A 20,581-nucleotide genomic window follows, 5' to 3' on the forward strand; every position below is an offset into this window, starting at 1 on the left:
CGCGCTCGCCCGCGGAGGCGCGGTGAGCGCGGCGCCGGGCGAGGTGCAGCGCATCGGGGCCGCCGAGCTCCGGGCGTTCATCCAGGACGCGGGGGAGCTCAAGAAGGGCACGCTGCTGTACGACGGCGGGCAGCTCCTGAACCTCGCGCGCTACGAGAACAAGCTGTTCTGCGAGGCCCGGGGCTCGGGGGCGTCGCCCTACAAGGTGACGCTCGTCTACAGCGACGCGCCGGCGCCCGGGTTCAAGGGGCGCTGCACCTGCCCGGCGCGCACCTTCAACACCGCGTTCTGCAAGCACGCGGCGGCGCTGCTCGTCGCCTGGGCGCGCGCGCCCGAGTCGTTCGCCGTGAGCGACGCGGCGCCGCCCGGCGCGCCGGGCGGGGAGACCGCGCGGAAGAGCGTGAAGAAGGGCGCCGCGAAGCCAGAGGCGCTGATGAAATCGGGCGTCGAGCAGGTCGGCACGCTCGTGCGCGAGCTCGGCGTGGCCGGCGTCGCGACGATCGGGGCCGACCGCATCGAGCAGATGGAGAAGCTCGCCGAGGGGCTCCGGGAAAACCGCCTCCGGCGGCTCTCGGCCCGGACGCTCGACCTCGCCGCGCTGCTGCGGGGGCAGGCCGCGGGCGCGCGGGTCGTTGATAAAGCCGCGCGGGGTCCGCAGGCCGCGGCCGGCCCTCAGGCGGGCGCTCGCCGCGGCGCGCTCCCGGCGGTCGCCTACGCGAACCTGATCGCCGATCTCCTGCTCACCGCCCGCAAGCTCGAGAAGCACCTCGCGGGCGAGCCGCTCGACGACCGCCACGTCGAGGAGCTCGTCGGCAAGACGTGGAAGGCGTCCGACCGCAAGCCCATCGACGGGCTCACGCTCGTCGAGTACGCCTTCTCGACGCGGACCACGAGCGACGATTTCGTCATCCGGGAGAGCCGCTTCCTCGACCTCGAGTCCGGCCGGCACTTCAGCGAAAAGCAGATCGTCCCGGCGTTCATGGCGAAGCGGGGCGACCCGAAGCGGAGCTTCGCCGGCGAGGTGCTCGCCGGGGCGCGGGCGACGACCTACCCCGGCTACCCGCCGCTCCGGCTCGATTTCACCGACCTCGGCGACAAGCGCCCGCTGGACGCCGGCGCCCTCGACGCCGTGCTCGCGCGGGCGCTGCCCGACGTCGGCGCCGCGCTCGCGGCCCTCCAGGAGCACCGCAAGGACGTCTTCGCGCCCGACCTCGTGCCCGTGGCCGTGCGCATCGACACGCTCTTCGCGCGCGGCGCGCGGCTCTCGGCGGTCGACGACAAGGGCGAGGCCCTCCACCTGCCCGACGACCCGGCGCTCGAGGAGCGGCTCGCCGGCTCGCTCCGCGACGCCCGGCTGCGCGCGCTGCTCGGCGACGTCGGGATCGACGCCGCGCTGCCCACCCTGTGGCCGCTCGCCGCCATCGTCGAGGGCCCGCTCGGCCTCTCGCTGCTCCCGGTCGTCGAGCCGGGGGCCGCCGCGCGGAGCGGGCCGCTCGAGGGCTCCGCGTGGAACGCCGCCGCCCGCGAGGCGGGCGCCTCGCCCGCGGCCATCGCGCTCGGCGAGGTCCGCGAGGAGCTCGCCGAGGCGCTCGCCACCGGGCTGACCGGCCTCAGCGCCCGCGCGATCGACCCGCTCGCCGAGCGGCTCCGCGATCTCCGCCTCGAGAAGCAGGCCGCGCTGCTCCAGGCCCTGCCGCAGCGGCCCGATCCGGCGGACCGGCTCGACGACTTCATCAAGCTCTACCAGGTGCTCGAGATGGCGCTCGTGCGCCTCGCCGGCGCGACGCACATCGATCGCGCCGGCGGGGCGATCGAGCGCGTGCCGACCTACGAGAGCGTCGCCGTGGCGCGGCCCGACGAGACGCTCCCCCCGGACGAGGTGGCGCGGCGCCGGGCCGCCGGCGCCATGAGCCGCTACGTCGCCGCGGTCCACCACGCGCGCTACTACGCGTCGCTGCCGCCGGGCGAGCTCGTCCGTAGCATCTTCCCGATCTGGGCGGACGGCACCGCGACGCCGACCATCGCGCGGACGTTCGCGCCGCTCGGGGCCGAGGCGCTCGCCGCCGCGGAGAAGGCGCTCACGGTGAAGGCCGGCCGCGTGGCCAAGCTGACCGCGGTGCGGGTGCTGCAGGCGGTCGTGCAGCACGGCGGCCCGGCCCGCGCCGAGGCCGCGGCGATGCTCGGCCGGGTCGCGGAGCACGCGAAGGACGCCGGCCTGCGGGCGCTCGCCCGCGACGCGCTCGACGTCGCCGACGCGGCCGGGCCGGGCGGGGCCGCGGTGCGCGCGCGCCGCGCCGCCCGGATGGAGCGGGTTCAGGAGCTCGCGAAGGCGCTCGGCGCGGCGCCGACCAAGGAGGAGCGGCTCGAGGCGCTCAAGGCGCTCGCCGAGCTGGGGGACCTCGCCGCGCTCCCGGCGCTCCGCCGCGCCTTCTACGCGGACGCCGCCCGCGGCGTGCGCGAGGAGGCCGCGTACGCGCTCGCCCAGCTCGGCGACGTCGAGATGGTCGAGACCTTCGCGCGGATGCTGGCGAGCCGCGGCGAGGACGACCGGGAGGCGAAGATCGCCGCGTACGCGCTCGGCTACCTGGGCGACGTCCGCGGGCTGAGCGAGCTGCTGTCGGCGTACGCCGAGGGGTACAAGCCCGGCATCGTGGCGGACGCGATCCGCGCGTTCGGCCCCGTCGCGCTCGCGCCGCTCGTGGACCTCATCGAGGCGCGGCCGGAGCTCGCGAAGCGGGCGGCGGCGCTCGACGCGCTGAAGAAGATGGACGACACCGCGGTGGCGGGTTGCCTGCTCGAGCGGATCGAGGCGCGGGGCGGCGACGCCGATTTCGCCGAGAAGGCGCAGCTCTACCTGAAGCTCGCCGACGTGCACCCGCACAGCCGGCGCGAGGTCGCGACCGCGATCGCGGCGGCGCTCGCGGGGGCGGAGGGCAAGGAGGCGCAGGCGGCCATCAAGGCGGCGCAGAAGGCGCTCGGCGTGGTCAAGCGGAGCAAGTAGCCAGCGCCACTTTATCGCGATACGCGCGATAAAGTGGGGCGCCGCGCGTATCGCCGCCTCACCGCCCCTCGCGAAGGTGGGCAGAAAGCCGGCGAGTTTCGCTAAGGTAGCTCGACGAGTCTCCAGTACTTGTTGAGCGCTGCCATGAGCTCAACGAAGCTGAGGAATGTGACGGGCTTGAGGAGATAACCGGCCACGTTGAGGTTGAAGGCCCCCACCTTGTCGCGATCGTCGTTCGACGTGGTCAGCACGACAACCGACGTGGCCACGAGATCCGGATCGGCCCGCAGCTCGCGAAGGAACTCGATGCCGTTCATCTTCGGCATGTTCAGGTCGAGCAGGATCAGCCGGCGCTCCACGGGGATGGCGCCGCTGCGCAGCATCTCCAGCGCTTCCACGCCGTTGCCGGCGACCCAGAGGGGGTTCGAGATGTTGTTGCGCTTGAACGCCCGTCGGACGTTCATCACATCGACCTCGTCGTCCTCGACGAGGAGGATGTTGAGGAGTTTTTCTTCGACGCTCATGGTCTCCTGGATCTCCTTGGCGAGGAGGACGTGAACGTCAACCTCCGCGCGATCGCCGCCGCGGCAATTCCCATAGCAGCACGGCGACCGCCGCGGAGGTCTCGCGGCCGCCGGTGAGCCTGGACGCACTCCGACCTGCCCCTACCCGCGCAGGCTCTCTCGAGGCGTCTCATCGTTCGAGCTTGGACCACCGGTCCGTCGGGTTCAACTCCAATGACGAGCTCTCGCACACCTGCTGAGCCTGCTGCTTTCGCGCTCCGCGGCGCGAGCGCCACGTTTCAGGGATCGATCGGATCGCGCTTCTGCCAGGTGAAGCGAAAGATCGCGCCCTGTCCTGGGGACGATTCGATCCAGATGCGTCCGCCGCGGCTCTCGACGATCTTCTTCACCACGGACAGCCCGATTCCCGTGCCCTCGACCTTGTCGCGCGCCTCGAGCGTCTGGAAGAGGCCCCAGACGCGCTCGTGAAACTCCGGGGCGATGCCTGGCCCGTTGTCCTCGACGAAGAACTCGTGGAGCAGGCCGGCGTCGCGGTGCCCGATCCGCACGCGCGCGTCGGCGCGCCGCGCGTGCTTGAGCGCGTTGCCGACGAGGTTCATGAACACCTGCTGCAGCGGGATCCGCTCGGTCCGCAGCACCGGCAGCCCCGGCGCGACCTCGACGCTCGCCTCGGGCGGCGGCGCGATCAGCTCGACGACGTCCGCAAGGATCTGGCCCACGTCGACCGGCTCCGCCGCGTGCCGCACCCGGCCGGCGCGGCTGTAGTCGAGGATCCCGTCGATGAGCGCCTCCATCCGGCGGACGCGGCCGCGCAGCAGGCTCATGTGCTCGCGCGACTCGCCCTGGAGCGTCCCCGAGAGGTCCTCCTCGATCCACTGCGTCAGGTTTGCGATGCCGCGGAGGGGCGCCTTCAGGTCGTGGCTGGCCACGTACGCGAACTGGTCGAGCTCCTTGTTGCTCCGCTCCAGCGCGGCGATGAGGCGCTCGCGCTCCGCCTCGGCGCGCTTCTGCTCGGTGATGTCGCGGATCTCGATGACCGTGCCCACGGGGACGTCGCCGTCGAGGATCGGGCTCGCGGTGAAGGCCACGTGGTAGAAGGAGCCGTCCTCGCGGACGAAGACGTCCTCTCCCTGCTCCTGGCTCTTGCGCGGCAGCGCCCGGTCGATTGGGCACTCCTCCATGGGATAGCGGCTGCCGTCCGGCCGCGTGTGGTGCACGATCTCGTGCAGGGGGCGATCGAGCGCCCGGATCTCGTCGAACGTGAAGCCGGTGATCTTCTCGGCCGCCGGGTTCATGAAGGTGCAGCGCTGGTGCGCATCCATCATGAACAGGCCGAGCGTCGCGTTCTCGGCGATGGTGCGCACGAGCCGGTGCTGGACCCGGAACGCCTCCTCGGCGCGCCGGATGTCGCTCACGTCGACGTTGCAGCCGACCCACTCGTCGATCGAGCCGTCGTCCGCGATGAGCGGGACGCCGCGCGCGACGGTGTGGGCCCACGAGCCGTCGCGCCGGCGCAGCCGGTACTCCACCTCGTACCGCGCCCTCGACGCGACGGCCCCTCGCCACGCGGCGCTCGCCCGCTCGCGGTCGTCGGGGTGGACGGCGTCGAGCCAGCCGTAGCCCACCCACTCCTCGTGGCGCTGCCCGGTGAAGCCGCGCCAGGACGGGGAGTCCTCCACCACGTGGCCGCGCGGATCGGTCCGCCAGACGACGACCGCGGTCGCCTCGACCATGGAGCGGAAGCGCTTCTCGGCGGCGAGCGCCTCCTCGCGCAGCCGCGCGTTCTCGATGGCCACGCTGGCGAGCTGCGCGAGCTGCACCAGGATCGACTCGTCGTCGCCGGTAAACTCCCCCTCCTCCTTGTCCGAGAGCTGGACGAGCCCGAGGTTCCTGCCGTCGCGCCCGATGAGCGGCGCCGCGAGCCAGCCGCGCATCGGCGGGTGGCGCGCCGCCTCGCCGCCGAAGCCCCGCCACGCCGGGTGCGCCTCGAGCTCGGCCTGCGTCATGCGGAGCGGCTTGTTGGTCTCGCAGACCAGCGTGTAAATCCCGCACCCGTCGCTCTTCGCGTCGTAGCCGCGGTACGCGGCGTACTTGTCCGACAGGCTGACGGCGTTGATGGCGTGCGCCCAGTTCTGGTCGTCGGTCATGCTGATGACCGACTGGTGCGCCCCGATGAGCGCGCGCGCCCGCTCGGTGATCTCCGCGAGCATCCGCTCGAGCGACGTCGCCGAGTTGACGGCGAGCGACGCCTCGGCGAGCCCCTTGAGCTGCTCGCTGCGGCGCCGCTCCTCGCGCAGGGCGCGGATCCGCTCCGTCGCGTCGACGCCCACCACGACGCCGGCCACGATCTGCCCCGAGGCGTCGCGGATGGGCGCGGCGCTGTACTCGATGATGGCGCGGGTGCCGTCGGTGCGCAGCATCTCCACCGGCTCGGTCCGGACGAGCTCGCCGCTCAGGACCGCGCGCGCGAGCGGCCACTCGTGCGGCGCGTAGGGGCGGCCGTCCCCGTGGAAGCCGCGGTAGGCCGCGCTGTACGCCTCGACGTCCTCCGACGCGACGAAGGGGCGGCCCAGCTGCGCGGCGCCCTGGGCGTTGCCCATCACGAGGTGCCCCGAGGGGGCCTCCGCGATGTACACCGCGTGGGGCATCTGCTGGATGATCTGCTCCAGCTTGTGGCGCTCGTGCTCGAGCTGCTCGGCGAGCTGCTCGATGCGGCGCCGCGCGAGCACCTGGTCGGTGACCTCGACCGCGAAGAGCACCACGCTGTGCGCCCCGCCGGCGCCGGCCGGGATGGGCTGCAGCGTCACGTTGAAATAGCCCTCGGCCAGCGCCCCGTCGCCGGCGCCGCGGTCGAGCAGGATCAGGAGCTCGCACGCGGCGGCGGGCTGGCCCGAGCCGTAGGCCCGCTCGAGCAGCTCGGCCAGCTGGGAGCCGGCGAGCTCCGGGGCGCACTGGAAGAGGCGCCTGCCCACGGTGGTGCGGTCGCGGAAGAGCCGCTGCGCGAGCCGGTTCGTGAAATCGATCACCCAGTCGGGGCCACGGAACACCGCGATGGCGGTGGGCGCCTCCAGGAACATCGCGTGGACGGAGCGACCGGCGTCGGACGAGACCTGCGCCTCCTTCGCGACGTGCGCCTCCTTCTGGTTGAGCCCACGCGCGGTCGTCCCCTCGTCCCGAACATGCTGGGTCATCGCTCGTCCTGGTGGTCAGTCGCCGCCGCGGCGAACGGCCCCGTGACGCTGGAGCCACGGCGCGCTCGGCGGCGGGAGCAGTGCGCTTCTCGCGCGGCGTCGCGGCGACTCAGAGCCTGCCCGGTCACCCCATGAATGTCAACGTCCCCCCCGGAAGGCGCGGCGTCGGCCCGGCGGGCGCGGCCCGCGCTCACGACAGCGCGGTAATTGCGCTCACCGCGTCTGGCCGCGAGCGACCGGCGCGAGCGCGACAGAGCGCCTGTCCGCGGCCGCGCGGGCGCCCTCGCGGAGCGGCCTGTGTGACCGCGCCCGCGGCGACGCGCGTCATGCCGTCTGGATGCTGGACGCGGGCTGCGCGCTGAAACTCGGCAGACCGGCGGATGGCCTGTTTGGACCGGAGAGGCTCACCGCCGCGTCGAGATAGGGGCTAGACGGGAAAATCCTTGTTTATTTAACCCCGCGCGCCGTCAACGGCTGTCCGGCCACCCCGGAGCGGTGGCCCGCGCCGGGGTTCGTTCAGGGTCGGCGCCGGGGTTCGTTCGGGTTCGAGAGGGGGAGTCGCGCCGCGCGTCCGGGCGCTCGCGTCAGCTCGCCCTGGGCCGCTGTCGCCACAGGGTCATCAGCACCCGCCCGACCTGGACCATCCGGCCGACGCGCCCCTTCGGGCGGGTGTCGGCGGCGCGGAACGGCTCGGCGCGGAACGGCTCGGCGCGGTAGCTCGGGCCCGGCGGCGCGGCATCGTGCGCGGCGGCCGCGCCGCCGGCGGCGGGGGCCGCGGAGACCGGCGCCGGCCCGAGGCGCCTGTCGAGGTGCACCTCGACCGCCTCGCCGACCAGGTTGCTCACGTCGCGATCGTGCTCGATGCAGTGGAGCAGCAGCCGGTCCGCGAGCGGGTCGGGGAGGTAGACCGTGACCGCGCGCCGCGCGCGGCCGTCGTTGCCGACGAGCACCGGCGGAACGGCCGGCGGCTCCGCGGTTGTGGCGAGCGCCTGGGGCTCGGCGGCCGCGCTGGCCTGCGGCGGCGGCGCGACGGACGGCGGCGGCTCGGCGCTCGGCGGCGCCTCGGGCGCCCGCGCTTCGGGCGCTCGCGCTTCCGGCGCTCGCTCCTGCTTCGCCTCGGCCGTCTTGTCGTCGTGCGCTCGCCTGTCGGTGGCGGGCCTCGACTTCACCGCGTCGTGGGCCGGCGCGCCGCCCTCGCCGCCCGCGACGAACGCGTCGACCTTTTCAGGCGACGGCGGCTTTCTTAGCGAGACCGCGACTTGCTTTTTCGCCATGATGAAGCTTCTCCAGTTCTTCGAGAAGGTGGGTGATCTCTTTGGCCGCGGCGTCCCGCGGCGCGTAGCCCGTCACCCCTTGCCCGCAGGCGAGGGACTCCTGGTAGGCGATGCGATAGCCGAGCTCCGTGGCGAGCACCGGCAGGCCCGACGTCTCGAGCACCGCGCGCGCCGATTTGCCGAGGGCCGTGCGGCCCTGCTTGCGCGTGATGAGGATGCAGCCCTTGAGCGCGCTCCGCAGCGCCGCGGCCTCGCGGAACACCTCGATCGCGGCGGTGAGGGCCCAGGCGTCCGCGGCCGTGGGGCCGCAAGGATAGATGGCGACGTCGGCGACCATCAGGGCCGACCGCGCGATCTCGCCGTGACGCGGGGGGCAATCGATGACCGTGAGGTCGTACGCGGCGGCGACGTCCGGCAGCTGCCCCGGCTTGTGCATCGAGGCGCCCATGGCCATGACGGTCGGGGTCTCGTGCCCCGCCTCGGCGGCCACGTCGCCCCACGTACGGACGGTCCCCTGGGGATCGGCGTCGACGAGGAGCACGCGCCGGCCCTTCGCCAGCGCGGCCACGGCGAGGCTCACGGCCGTGGTGCTCTTGCCGATCCCACCCTTCTGTCCGGTGAGCGCGATGATCATGAGCCCCCCCTAGCAGAATTTTCGCGGCGCCGCCCAATTTCTGGAGGTCCCTGGCCGACGGGGATCTCGCGCGAGCGTGGAGCGTGGAGCGTGGACGGAGCGCGCGCCCCTTGCCGGCGCCGAGCGGCCGGCGCGCGAAGGCGATCTCCATCGCGGTCGGCCATCCGCGCGAGCCATCCGCCATCTGCCGTTTTGAGGCTAAGATAAAGCGGAGAGCCGTATGGCGCACAACCTCCACGACATCGACGGCTGGCTCGGGGTGCGCCGGGCGGCGATCAGCCTCACATTCCGGCTGCCATCTCGACGAGTTGGCATAGGTCACAGAAGGCATCCAATGGGACCTGCTGTTCATCCAGGCGGCCGCTTCAATCCGGAGCGAGCACGACGGATCCTCTTGGAGAGGATGCAGGCGGGCGCATGATTAGAAGGATGGCACCCGAGCCAACCCTGCGTGCAGCGCTACGGGTCCTCCACGTGGCATCGTACACGACGCGCAACTGGACGCTCCACGAGGAGGTCTCCCGGCGACAGATCAACGACCTCTGGGAAGCCATACACGAGATCCCGGACCTCCTTTGCCGCTGGCACGACGGCGCAGAGAGGGAGCTGCTCATGTATTTGGACGAATACAACCACAAATGGCCATCTCCGCACCTGCGAGGGATCTACGAGCAAGCGCTTGAAGATTCGGCGGCGTGAAAGAGCCGCCGGACATCGAACCTGATCCGGCGGGCGGGCCATACCCGCTCGCGGCTCGACTCGGAATTCGTTGTACAGGCATGGCGCAGGAGCAAGCAGACGAGGGCGAATCCATGATGTCAGACACGTCCACCAAGCTCGTCGCCGCCGCGCTCGCGGATCATGCGAGGTTCAAGCACGTCGCGGCAGAGCTTGGGCGGCGTGCGCCCGACGCCGACGCTGCCGGCGCTCTCGTGGACGCCTATCGCGCCGGAGAGGCCCCACCCTGGTTGGTTGCGCATCTCCTCGGCTGCATCGGCCACGAGGTTGGCTACGCCTTGGTTCGCGAGATTCTGTTGAGCGCCCCCGGGATGCTCGCCGAGAGCTACGCTGGTCCCGCGCTTGCGAAGATTCTTGGCGAACATGCCCTCTCGGACCTCTGCATGCTCCTCCGCGACGCCCCGAAGCAGACGTCTCGCGAAGGTGCCGCCTACGGGCTCGCGCGCTTCAGGTCGCCGAGCGCGGAGGCCGCTCTTCTCGAGGCAGCCAGCGCTGGGCGCATTCGTTGGCACGTCGCCGCGAACGTCCTCGCTGATATTCCCATCGCTCCGTCGCGTCTGTGTGAGCTGTTCCGCTCGGGCGGGATCGAGCGCCTGCGGCTCGCCACCGAGGTTGTTTCGGTGGCACTTCGTGATGCCGACGGCGGCGGAAGCACGTGGATATACGATGTTGCAGCAGCGGTGGGGCCCCTGGTTCGCGAAGCGCTCGCGAACCCCGCTCTAAGCATGGCTCCACGAAAGCGGACGCAGCTGGAAGCATGGGTGTCCAATGCGCGACGAGCGTAGCGCGCGCCGCGTTCTTACGGGCACGTTGGACTGGTGCCGGTGATTTGGTGAAACCATGGCGTGGAAGGCTCTGCTGGATGATGCACGATGGAACCACCGAGGCGACCCGACACGCGCTGACGAGCTCGTCCGGCAGGCCGTCCGTTAGAGCGAGCCCGAGGATACAGTCGGACAAGCGGCTGGCGCCGACGTAGGCCGTGGCTGCTTCGGATTTCCACGGCAGTGCGCGCCTGAAAGCACGCCGTTCGCCACGGACGGCGTCGCGGATGGGGATGCTTGAGCCCCAGATCGGCAATCGCGTCGTCAGGTACGCAAAGAAGGAGAAAGCACGTGACGAAACAGGAACTTTGGCGTAAATCGCACCACGTTGAAGCCCGGCGCGATGTCGGCCCTGCGTCACTGGCATTCGGTCCAGGACGAGCACATCTACATCCTTTCAGGTCATCCCACGCTCATCACCGATGCCGGAGAGACAACGCTCCACCTCGGCATGTGCATGGGGTTCCCGGGGGGAGATCCCGACGGGCATCATCTGGTGAACCGGTCGACGGAGGACGTCGTATACCTGGAGATCGGAGATCGTCTGCCTGGTGATTCCGGGTCGTACCCAGACGACGATCTAAAGGCCGTCATGGGGCTCCCTGCCGGCTCCACCCGGAGATCGGTCCTCTGTATTCGACCGTCGCTGCGACGAGCGCCACCAGCACCGTGCGAAAAATACGCCAGGCGCTCGTCGTCCCGGCGCTGGTCGTGCTCGTCGCCGCGCCGCTCCTGGTCGTGCTCGTCGCCGCGCCCCTCGAAGAGCTCCCGTTCGACCGACCCGACCGCCCAGGGCGACGTCGAAGCGGCGATCTGATAAGTTTGGCGAATGAGCCAGCGTCGCGCGATCCCATACTTCTGTCTCTTGGCCCTGCTCGCCGCGTGCACGAATGAACAGCGCTCCGACGTGGGCACTGGCGGAGGCACCGGGGCCGCCGAGGGCACCGGGAGCACGAGCACAGCGACCGGGACCAGCGCGGGCACTGGCGGCAGTGACGCCAGCGGCGGCAGTGACGCCAGCGGCGGCAGTGACGCCAGCGGCGGCGGCGGCGACGTGCCGCCCCGGGATCCCGAGGAGCTCCCGGTGCTGGAGAACATCGTGTTCTACGACGGCTACGCCGCGACGGTCGACGAACCGATCCCGGACGGCGTGATCCGCCACGACAACTCGCTGGTTGCGACCAGGTTGACCGACGAGCAGCTCGCCAAGGTCCAAACCACCCTGAAGGTCCGCGTGGTCGTGGGAGCGCGGTGCGACAACTACGATCGACTCGGCTCGGTCAACCTGGCGCTGGTCCCCAAGGGTGTCCAGACCTACGTTCCCGCCGAGGTCGACCGGATCGAGGTCGCGCGGTTCGTCACGCCCTTCATGGACATGAACAAGCAGCCGACGACGGTCCCCTACGAATGGGAGGCCAGCAACCTCGTACCGATCTTGAAAGACCCCGACCTCCTGGCCGCGCACGATTTTTGGTTCGAGTTGAGCATCTTCGGCGTTCCTTACGCCGCGAACGACGAGGTCGCCGGCTGCGCTGGTCGCAATGACACGCAGCTCGGATCGCTGCTGCTATATACCGACAGCACGCAGGAGGCCCAGGACTTCAGCGTCCTGCTGCCGCTGGCGATCGGCGAGGAATTCAACAATTACGCCATGGGCGCCAGCGACAAGGTCGGCACGACCCGCAAGACCGTCCGCTTCGAGCTGCCGGCCGCTACACAGAATGCGCAGCTCGTGCTGATCACGTCGAATCACGGCGCCAACCAGGGCGGCGAGGAGTATATTCGCCGCGAGCATCACGTGTACATCGACGGCAAGCTCGCCTTGCAGTACAGGCCCGGGCGCACGTCGTGCGAGCCGTTTCGCAAGTACAATACCCAGAGCAACGGCATCTACGGGCGGTCCCCGCGGTCGGACGAAGAGTGGCAGTCGTTCAGCAATTGGTGCCCTGGCGACGCGATCGACACGCGGATCGTCCCGTGGGGGGCCGCGAGCGCCGGCATGCACGAGTTCGTGATCGACGTCCCTGACGCGACCTTCGTCGACGGGCAAGGCAATTTCCCGTTCTCGCTCTACGTGCAGGCTCAGTGAATGCGTCCCTCCGACGTCCTCGACGACGTGCGTCGCGACGCTGTCCGAGGGCCGGGTGCGCTGCGCCCTGGACCCCCGTCGCGACCTCGTCGATGGGGCGATCGGTCGTCCAGACGTGGTTCGCCGTGGACGATGGACCGGGGGTACGATAGAGGCAGCGCCGTCGGCTCAGTCGACGAACACGTTCCAACAGAGCGCGTTTCGCAGTTTTTGGTCGTCGAGGACGAGGTCTCGTATCGCGTCGGGCAGCTGTTCCCACTGCCATTGGCGTTCGGCTCGCGCGGCCGCGTCCCCTTGGCCCGGTGGTGCGGCTTCCCTGGCGGCCCTGATGGCGTACGCCGCAGCCCCTAGCTCGTGGGCGGCTACATGCGCCACCGCCACGGCCTGACCCGCCGAGAGGGCGGCCAGTTTGGCGGCGGGGGGCGCCTCGCGGCCCGCGGCGTTGGAGGCGAACGCCGCGTTGTGACACTCTCTCATCGTAGCCTCGCCCCGGGTCCACGCCCGCACGAGCGCGATCGCCCTGCGCGGCCGGTCGTCGTCTGGCCTGTATTCATCGAAGAACCTCACGACGTGCTGCGCGCAATCCGCGGCCCAGATCGCCAGCGCGTGATGGGTGCCGTCGTCCAGGAGCCCTCCGCGGCGGATGGTGATGAACCGTGGATCACGTTTTTTGGGGAGAATCATGGTGGAGCCCTCAAGGCGCCGTCGCGCAGCCGCGACCGCGAAAGACGACCAGACCGTCGCGCTGGGCGCCCACGACGTCAGGGCACCCGATGCAGTCGAAATCGGTGACGCCGACGCCGAAACGCAGGATCCAGACCCGCATCGGCCCGTCGGTGTGCTCGTGTGTGACGGCGGCGACGTCCTGGCGTCCGTCGTTGTTCACGTCGCCCACCGCGACCGAGACGAACGAGACGCTCGAGCTCGGCGGCGTGATCTCGAAGAAGACCTGCTGCCCGGTCGTGTCGAACCCGCGCTCGGCGTCGTGCGGAAAGACCGTCCGCTGCTGTGTCGCGCAAACCTCATAGGTTACCTCCGCAAGACAAGTACAACCCACGAACCTGAACGTCACCGAGGCGCGCCCGCCCCCACGTCCTCGGCGGCGCGGCGGACCTGATGCCATGAACGTGGTATGCCTTCATTCGAGCAGAAAATTGGCGCCGCGTCACCAGGGACGATGCTGCGCGTTCTTGCTCGGCGCATCGCGTCGCGGCGCCGGCCACGACGGTCTCGTGCCTCGGGGCCCCGAACCGGCTCGCGTGCACGCGCCGCGCGCCAGCACCCTGAGCCGCTCTCTCGGAGAAGAAGGTGAGGCCCTCGCCGCTCGCGACGAGCGTGAGCAACGGTTCGACGTCGTCCTCTTCGTGGATCACCAGCGACCGCCCTCGAGCGCCGAACGCGGACACGACGACGTCGTACAGGGGCGGGCTGACCAGGCGACGCGTCCAAAAGAAGCGTTCGTTCTCGAGGTCGGCGATGCGCAGCGCCCTTCGCTTCGCGAGGCGATGGCCCTTCGGCAGCGCGACGCGAGCAGTTCAGCTTTACCAGGCGGCCCCACAGCGCCCCGGCCGGGAACGGCGCCGCTTCGTCCTCGATCCCGGTGGGCTCGGCGGCGACGTCAGCGCCTGTCGAGCCCCGACGGTCACCACATGTGCGCGCCGGCTCGCACGTCCGAAAATGACGACCGATGGAGCGCTGAAAGGCGACGGATCCGAATAAGATCGGTTCGATGATCCGACAGGTCTTCGGCGCCACCCGCTTCAACGCGCCCGGCAACTTCACTGGTCTCGATTTTTCTCCGGACTCCAAAACGCTCGTGGCGCTCGTGACCGGCGAGAAGCGCACGAAGGTGCATCGCTTCGCCGTCGACGACGGTCGTGCCCTCGACGAGCAGACGGTCACCGGTTGCTTCACTGGCGTCTTCGCGTTGCCTGACGGCGACCTTCTCCTGTGGGCGCGTGGATCCATCGCGCGCCTCGGTCAAGACGGCGAGCTCTCGTGGAAGCTCGGAGAGAAGGCGACGAAGGAGTTCGCCTTCGCGACCGTGAGCGCCGACGGTGCGGCCGTCGCGACCTACGGCGGAGACTCCGTCGCCAACGTCTTCGACGCGCGTACCGGCGAACGACTTCACGACCTGGGCGAGCCCGCAGGCGAGATCTTCGCGTTCGCCTTCTCACCCGACGGAGCGACGTTCGCGACCGGCGGACAGAAGGGCATCGTCCGCGTCTTCGATCGCAAGTCGAAGAAGGAGCTCGCCCGACGAAAGAGCTCCAAGATCCTCGTACTCGCGTTCTCACCCGAGGGCAGCGTGCTCGCCGGCGGCCACGGACAAGGCGACGTCCACCTCTGGAACGGCGCATCGCTCGAGCCCGTCCGCCTCCTGGGCTCGCATCGCTTCCAGGAAGATTACGGCTCGGGCGAGCAGGACGGGGGGCCGGCCGGTTGTCGCTGGCTCGCGTTCCTGGCCGACGGCAAGACGGTGGTCTCGCAAGGCAACGATCGCTACTTTCGCTGGTGGAAGCGCAGCGGCGCGGAGATCCGTCGCGTCCGCACGCCTCGCCACCACGCGTACGGCCAAGGCCCCGCGATGGCGCTCTCGCGCGACGGGAAGTGGCTCGCCGCAGGCTCGACGGCGTCTGGCATCGGCATCTGGACCTCGGACGGCGAGCCGGCTTCGAGCGAGCTCGGGATCGACGCGCCACACGCGATCGCGCTGAGCCGCGAACGCGTCGTCGTCGCCGGTTCGTCGGGGATCTGGTCTTGGCGAAGGACCGACGGCACGGTCAGCGAGCGGCGCGCGAGCGGCCCCGCGGCGCTCGCGAACCTCCCGCAGGGAGAGCTGCTCATCGTCGGGCAAAATAACGCCGTCGTGGTGCGCGAGATCACCGACAAGGGCAAGGCGATCTTCGCGAACGACGCGACCTCTCCCCAGGGCGTGGTGGCGGTCTCGCGCGACGGAAAGACGGTGATGCTCCCCGTCGCGTCGAACGTCGAGCTCTGGGACCGTGCGCGCGGCGTCCGCACCGCGACGCTCTCGCACGACGCCGAGGTGTCGGCCTGCACGTTCGGGTCCGACGACACCTGGGCCGTTTCGGTGTCCGACGCGGTCCGAATCTGGCGGCTCGACGATCCGGAGACACCCGTCCATACGATCGAGCTGGAGAGCGGCGCGCCCGAGCACTGCGGCGGCGTCGCCGTCTCGCGGGCCGGATGGATCGCCGTCAGCATCGATCGTGACATCAGCAATCATTCGTCGGACAGCGCGCTCGTCTTCATCGATCCGCGTTCGGGTGAGGTGACAGCCACCCTCTCACATCCAGACAAGCGCCTCGGGCAGGTCGCGTTCATCGACGATGCCCGCGCGGTCGTCGTCGACTCCGCGGGCCGTACGAGGACGGCCGACGCCGAGGAGGGCAAATGGATCGACGAGCCCGAGGCTCCGAAAGACATTGAGTTCCACGGCTTCGAGATCCTCCCGCTCACCGCCTCCGAGGACGGAACCGAGATCGCGTACATCGACGGGAACGGCAACCTCGCCATCCGCGCGATCGAAGGCACGAAGAAGCGTGTCACTCCCTTCGATCTCGGCTTCACCCCGCTGGCGGAGAAGAAGCCGCAGGGCATGTTCGAGGAGCGCCTCGCCGGGATATGCGTTCTCTACGCAGGCAAATTCCAGAGGTCGGAGATGGATGTGCGCACGTCGCGCGAGTTCCGCGAGGACATGCTGCTCGAGCTCGGCGGAACGATCGCGAAGAAGGCGAAGGACGCGACGCACTTCGTCGGCGCGCGTATTCCGTACGTGACGCACGTCCCGTCGAAGGCGGAGACCGAGATCGACGCGCGCATCGCCAAGGGCGACAAAGTCATCAAGCTGAGCGAGAAGAAGCTCATCGAGATGCTGCTTCCTACGTTCGAAGAGTCGCGCGCGATGCTGCGAGGTGATGTCAAAGACGGCGTCGAGCGTTGGAACCGCTGGCGGTCGCGCTGGCGCACGTTGAGCGGCGGGTTCGTGCAGCTCTCGGGCATCGATCTCACGGGAGCCGACCTGCGAAAGGCAGACCTCATGGTGATCCCGTTCGAAGAGGCGAAGCTCTCGAACGCGCGCCTCAAGGGGGTCAATCTCTACGACTGCGTCTTCCGCCGCGCCGACCTCCGCGGGGCGGATCTCGAAGGCGCTCGCTGCGGCCGCGTCGTCTTCTCGAACGCCGACCTCCGCGAAGCGAAGCTGGCCGGCGCCGAGTTCACCGGCGCCGAGTTCACCGGCGCCGACCTCCGCGGCGCCGACTTCCGCGACGCGGACCTGCAGTACGCGAAGCTCACTGGCGCCAAGCTCGACGGCGCCAAGTTCGACGGCGCCAAGCTCCCGCAGGGCTCCAAACGCCCGTAGCAGCCTTTACTTCCGGCGGTACACGCCGGTGACGAAGGCGGGCGGATCAGCGGCCAAAGCGAGCGGGCCCACCCGCGTACTGCCCTCCGTGCGCTTCGTGCTCGAGGCCGGGTGTCATAGCTCGGCCTCATGGATCGCGCCTGGGTCGACCAAGCGGATCCTGTGATCGCGAGCGCCGTCAGCGTCGCGATCACGACCCGGGCGATCGACGCTCGGGGTCGGCCAAGCGGATCCTGCCACCCGCTCGAGTGCTCATGTCTTGCTCTCCTTCGATGCCTCCGCCGCCCGGCGTCACCGGCCCGGGGGAGGGTTGCGGTACGAGTCGCCCTCGAGGACGAGGACGTGGGCGTCGTGGAGCAGCCGGTCCATGGCGGCGCTGGCGAGCAGCGGGTCGCCGAACAGGCCGCCGAACTCCTCCACGGCGCGATTGGACGTCAGGATCATCGCCCCGCGCTGGTAACGCAGCCGGATGACCTCGTAGACGTCGACCGCCTCCTCGACGGTCAGCGAGCGGAGACCGAGGTCGTCGACGACGAGCAGGTCGACCCCCACCAGCCGCGCAAGCCGTCGGTCGTAGCTGCCGTCGGCGCGGCCGGCGCGCAGCTGCTTGAGCATGTCGCCGGCGCCCACGTACAGCACCTGGTAGCCAGCGCGACAGGCGCGGTGACCGAGCGCCTGAGCGATGTGCGACTTGCCGACCCCCGCCTGGCCGACCAGCAGCACGTTCTGCCGGCGCTCGACGAAGGAGCAGGTCGCCAGGTCGATCACCTTCGCCTTCGGCGCCCTCGGATTGAACTGGAAGTCGAAGTCCTCCAGCGTCTTGAGGCTGTCGAAGCCCGCTCGGCGGACGCGCTGATCGAACTGCCGCCCGTCACGGCGATCCACCTCGTCGGACAGCAGCTGCACGAGGAACTCCTCATGCGAGAGCTGCTCGTCGACGGCCTGCCGCACGCGCACCTCCAGCGACTGCAGCACGCCCGACAGCCGCAGCTTCTTGAGCACCGGCACCAGCTCGTCAGTGAGGCCCATGGTCCCCTCCTGTCGACGACAGCCGCGACGCCGCCTGCAGCCGGAGGTCGCGTGCGAACCGCGGAGGCGCATCCGCCCACGCCGCCGGCGCAGCGCTCTGTGGGCTCTGCTCGAAGTCGAGCCCGCGCCGGAGGATGTCGCGAACGCCCTGGTAGCTGAGGTTGCCGTAATGGCTCGCTCGACGACACGCGGCCTGCGCGCGCTCCTGCGGGAACTTCTCCAGGGGCGTGACGATCGCCTGCACCTTGCGCAGCTGGGAGAGCACGTCGGCGGCGTCGAACACCTCGCGGACGAACCTGCCCACGTCCTGGCTCATCTGGTCGGCGCGCTGCTCCCAATAGGCGCGGCTCCGGTGTCGCAGCGCCGCGCGCCCCTCGGGCAGGTGCCGCTCGAGCGTGCTGCGCAGGCCGGCGCCGCGCCGTTCGTGCCGTGCCACGGCCTCGTCGTCGGCATACACCACGATGCTCGATGGCGTCGCGCGCAGCCACACCTCGCGCTCCACCAGGCGCCAGGGCACCGAGTACAGCCTTCCTCCAAGCTCACGTGGCAGTCGCGATGCACCCGCGCCCGCTTCCAGGTCACGAGCTCGTACGGGTGCAGCGGCAGCGGCTGAAGCCGGCTCTTCTCCTCGGCCTCGAACACCTCGAGCGGCCTTCGCTTCGTGGTGCCGTGCTGCCGTGTGCCCGCCATCTCGACGATCCGTCGACCGAGCGCCGCGCGCACCTCGCCCACGTCCTGCCCCTCGCGACCCGCCAGGGCGCTGCGCCGTCTCCGACAGCGCGTGCGACGCATTACGGAAGCTCGATCCAATTTCTCTCTCTCCGAGGGCCCTCCCTGCCGTCAGGCGCCTACCTGTCGTGATCCGCTTGGCCGACCCGACCCCGATCCACTTGGCCGGCCCGAGGCCGATCCGCTTCGCCATCCCGGTCGCGATCCAATAGGCCGGTCCCTGACACTCTTGCGCCACGCCCGGACTCGATCAGCCCATTTCGCTTCTGTCGACGATGTCCTTCTCATGCGCGCCATCATGCGCTGGACGTGGCGGCTGGGGAACGACGGCGCTTCATGCAGCGCTTACCCTTCATGGTGCTGGCGCTCGGCCGGCCCGAGGTCCGGACTGCTAGTTTGCAGCCTCATGGGGCCACCTGACGGCGTTTTTTGCAGGGTCATGGGGCCATCCCAAACGCAGGAGGATGGGGCCACCCGCGCGGGGGCATGACCCAGTTTTTTGCAGGGTCATGGGGCCAGCTTCCGAGGTCTTTTGCAGCCTCATGGGGCCAGTTCGGGACGCCGCGGTCGGGATCTGAGACGGGCTCCTTCCGATGACGGCGCGGGTCGCCGTCGTGAGGCCGATGCCCTACCGAAAGCTGCTCATGGTTGACATCAAGGCATGGTCGAGACCGACCACGTCGTCTCCCCTTGGCCCCATGACCCTGCACCCATGCCCCTGCGACGTGATACTCCACGAACGCCTGGCGAACGCATGGCAACTCTGGGTGCTTGACCGTAAAGCGACCAGCGAGGCCTCCGCGTCCGAACCGGGGCTCGGTCTTCTGCGGCGATGGGGCTCACCCAGCCACGCTGGCATCCCCATCACAAACCGTGAGCGGGGAACACTGCGGGCGCGTCACTGAGCGTGCTTGGTAAAAGCCGGCCACTGCCACTGTGCTGGCCTGGTTCAACGCGAGCTACGTCCAGTTCTCGGTGAGATAGCTCCTCCAGTTCTCGTCCGGCGGCGGCCACCGCGTCAAGTATGAGTCCCGCTCTTCGGGCCCTAGCCGTTGCCAGAACGGAAGGAAGACCGTGCGCAGCCATTCTTCCGATTCGCCTTGACGCCAGCCGCCCCACCAGGGATCGTTGCCCGGATATTCGACCCAGGGTGGTCGGACAGGGAGCTTGGAAATCTGACGGTTCATCGACGGCACCGCCCTAGTTTGGTGAAATGTAATCCGCTGCCCAATCGGCCCCGAAGTAGCCGAACGCGCCAAAGATTATGGCTCCAAGGGCTCCTGTCACGATGGCCCCGGGGCCCGTCTCGATGCCGAACAACCCACCTGTAACGAAGCCAATCTTGCCTCCTAAGAGGGCTCCGCCCCAGCCGCCCACCTGCCGCACGACTTCGGCGCCTACGGGCCGAAAAGAGCGCTGCTCGATCGAACGGTGCGTCGCCTGGGCCAGTTCTGCCGCTGTCACAATCACCCCGACAACCATCAGCACGCGACCTACACGGCCGACGACGCGGGCCCGTGCATATGCGCGCTCCAGGTTCGCCAGTTCCTGCTGGAGTTGCGCCCGTGTCATCCGATTTGCGCGGTATTCCGCCCACAGATTCTCCGCGGACCGGATATAGCTCTGATGCGCCGCGGTGGGTCGGCTGGCGGAGCCCGGGGGCGTACGCCCCTCGACCAACACCTCCCCCTCGATGTCTCGAATCGTCGATATCAGCCTGTCCACCTGTGCTCGAGCCGCCGGGTTTTGCGCAGCGAAACGCTCGAGGTCGTTCACCACCTCGGCCACCTGATAGATCCGTCCCCCTGCTTGTTGGATCCTGGCCACATCCATCAGGAGCGGCTGACCGTTCATGGTCGCCGCCCCGAACGGCCGGTTGCTCGCGGAGAGGAACTGGCTCTGGGAAGGATTGAGGTTCAGGACATGTTCGGCAGGCGTAAGCGCGCCCGATGGATTTGCTGGGGTGAGCGAGAAGTCCCGTGGAATCGCCGCCACCTTCCGGATGATCCTACCCGTCCCCACCTCGGGGAGCTGCTCGAACACGATGAAGAGGAAGCCACGCGCATAGGCCAGGCTTGGCGATTCAGGACAAGATTCTCGCGTCTCGTCACATGCGATTCCTCCATTGCCAGCGTCGGGGTCCGAGGGCATCGTGGAGCAT

General features: G+C 69.8%; 16 protein-coding genes and 1 pseudogene. 6 read left to right on the forward strand and 11 right to left on the reverse strand.

Annotated features, from left to right (window positions below; translation table 11 throughout):
- Window positions 1–22 precede the first annotated feature (22 nt).
- A complete protein-coding gene (locus NQZ70_RS45320; RefSeq protein ID WP_129579779.1) occupies window positions 23–3,001 on the forward strand; it encodes a HEAT repeat domain-containing protein in 2,979 nt (992 codons plus the stop codon).
- 101 nt (window positions 3,002–3,102) lie between these two features.
- On the opposite strand, the gene NQZ70_RS45325 is transcribed toward NQZ70_RS45320, so the two are convergent.
- The 4 genes from NQZ70_RS45325 to parA all read right to left on the reverse strand — a co-directional run bounded on the left by NQZ70_RS45325 (window position 3,103) and on the right by parA (window position 8,624).
- A complete protein-coding gene (locus tag NQZ70_RS45325; protein WP_129579780.1) occupies window positions 3,103–3,525 on the reverse strand; it encodes a response regulator in 423 nt (140 codons plus the stop codon).
- A gap of 278 nt (window positions 3,526–3,803) precedes the next feature.
- The gene (locus tag NQZ70_RS45330) at window positions 3,804–6,716 is read right to left on the reverse strand and encodes a PAS domain S-box protein (RefSeq protein ID WP_129579781.1); all 2,913 of its coding nucleotides are present in this window, start codon (window positions 6,714–6,716) and stop codon (window positions 3,804–3,806) included.
- 584 nt (window positions 6,717–7,300) lie between these two features.
- Entirely contained in the window at window positions 7,301–7,990 is a 690-nt protein-coding gene (locus NQZ70_RS45335) for a hypothetical protein (RefSeq protein ID WP_129579782.1), read from the reverse strand.
- Window positions 7,941–8,624, reverse strand: a complete 684-nt coding sequence (parA, locus tag NQZ70_RS45340) for a ParA family partition ATPase (protein WP_129579783.1) — start codon at window positions 8,622–8,624, stop codon at window positions 7,941–7,943. Before parA ends, NQZ70_RS45335 begins: the two co-directional genes overlap by 50 nt.
- A 417-nt stretch (window positions 8,625–9,041) precedes the next feature.
- On the opposite strand from parA, the gene NQZ70_RS45345 reads away from it, so the two are divergent.
- From NQZ70_RS45345 to NQZ70_RS45355, 4 genes and pseudogenes are all read left to right on the forward strand, one after another.
- The gene (locus NQZ70_RS45345; protein ID WP_129579784.1) at window positions 9,042–9,323 is read left to right on the forward strand and encodes a hypothetical protein; all 282 of its coding nucleotides are present in this window, start codon (window positions 9,042–9,044) and stop codon (window positions 9,321–9,323) included.
- Window positions 9,320–10,147, forward strand: coding sequence for a hypothetical protein (locus NQZ70_RS45350; RefSeq protein WP_129579785.1), 828 nt, complete (start codon window positions 9,320–9,322; stop codon window positions 10,145–10,147). Before NQZ70_RS45345 ends, NQZ70_RS45350 begins: the two co-directional genes overlap by 4 nt.
- Window positions 10,148–10,490: 343 nt before the next feature.
- Window positions 10,491–10,775: pseudogene (locus tag NQZ70_RS53615) on the forward strand (cupin domain-containing protein); the annotation flags it as partial.
- Window positions 10,776–11,015: 240 nt separating this feature from the next.
- Window positions 11,016–12,275, forward strand: a complete 1,260-nt coding sequence (locus NQZ70_RS45355; protein ID WP_165374487.1) for a peptide-N-glycosidase F-related protein — start codon at window positions 11,016–11,018, stop codon at window positions 12,273–12,275.
- Between the two features lie 168 nt (window positions 12,276–12,443).
- On the opposite strand, the gene NQZ70_RS45360 is transcribed toward NQZ70_RS45355, so the two are convergent.
- The 3 genes from NQZ70_RS45360 to NQZ70_RS53620 are packed head-to-tail and all read right to left on the reverse strand — an operon-like array spanning window position 12,444 to window position 13,795.
- Window positions 12,444–12,959 carry a putative immunity protein gene (locus NQZ70_RS45360; RefSeq protein ID WP_129579786.1) on the reverse strand — a complete coding sequence of 172 codons (516 nt, stop codon included), beginning with the start codon at window positions 12,957–12,959 and terminating at the stop codon, window positions 12,444–12,446.
- Between the two features lie 10 nt (window positions 12,960–12,969).
- Entirely contained in the window at window positions 12,970–13,332 is a 363-nt protein-coding gene (locus NQZ70_RS45365; protein WP_165374488.1) for an FG-GAP repeat protein, read from the reverse strand.
- Window positions 13,298–13,795 (reverse strand): LysR substrate-binding domain-containing protein, encoded by a 498-nt coding sequence (locus NQZ70_RS53620; protein WP_129581968.1) that lies wholly within the window; start codon window positions 13,793–13,795, stop codon window positions 13,298–13,300. Before NQZ70_RS53620 ends, NQZ70_RS45365 begins: the two co-directional genes overlap by 35 nt.
- A 209-nt stretch (window positions 13,796–14,004) precedes the next feature.
- On the opposite strand from NQZ70_RS53620, the gene NQZ70_RS45370 reads away from it, so the two are divergent.
- Window positions 14,005–16,662 carry a pentapeptide repeat-containing protein gene (locus NQZ70_RS45370; protein WP_129579788.1) on the forward strand — a complete coding sequence of 886 codons (2,658 nt, stop codon included), beginning with the start codon at window positions 14,005–14,007 and terminating at the stop codon, window positions 16,660–16,662.
- Between the two features lie 291 nt (window positions 16,663–16,953).
- On the opposite strand, the gene istB is transcribed toward NQZ70_RS45370, so the two are convergent.
- From istB to NQZ70_RS45385, 4 genes are all read right to left on the reverse strand, one after another.
- Window positions 16,954–17,691, reverse strand: a complete 738-nt coding sequence (istB, locus tag NQZ70_RS45375) for an IS21-like element helper ATPase IstB (protein ID WP_129579789.1) — start codon at window positions 17,689–17,691, stop codon at window positions 16,954–16,956.
- Window positions 17,678–18,208, reverse strand: coding sequence for a Mu transposase domain-containing protein (locus NQZ70_RS45380; RefSeq protein ID WP_129579790.1), 531 nt, complete (start codon window positions 18,206–18,208; stop codon window positions 17,678–17,680). The genes istB and NQZ70_RS45380 overlap by 14 nt, the downstream gene beginning before the upstream one ends.
- A gap of 1,171 nt (window positions 18,209–19,379) precedes the next feature.
- Window positions 19,380–19,607: a hypothetical protein gene (locus NQZ70_RS53625; RefSeq protein WP_129579791.1), complete on the reverse strand. Its 228-nt coding sequence runs from the start codon at window positions 19,605–19,607 to the stop codon at window positions 19,380–19,382.
- Between the two features lie 13 nt (window positions 19,608–19,620).
- Window positions 19,621–20,571: a hypothetical protein gene (locus NQZ70_RS45385; protein ID WP_207217645.1), complete on the reverse strand. Its 951-nt coding sequence runs from the start codon at window positions 20,569–20,571 to the stop codon at window positions 19,621–19,623.
- Window positions 20,572–20,581: the final 10 nt, after the last annotated feature.

The sequence above is a fragment of the Sorangium sp. So ce836 genome, from assembly GCF_028553905.1.
GTDB lineage: Bacteria > Myxococcota_A > Polyangia > Polyangiales > Polyangiaceae > Sorangium > Sorangium cellulosum_D.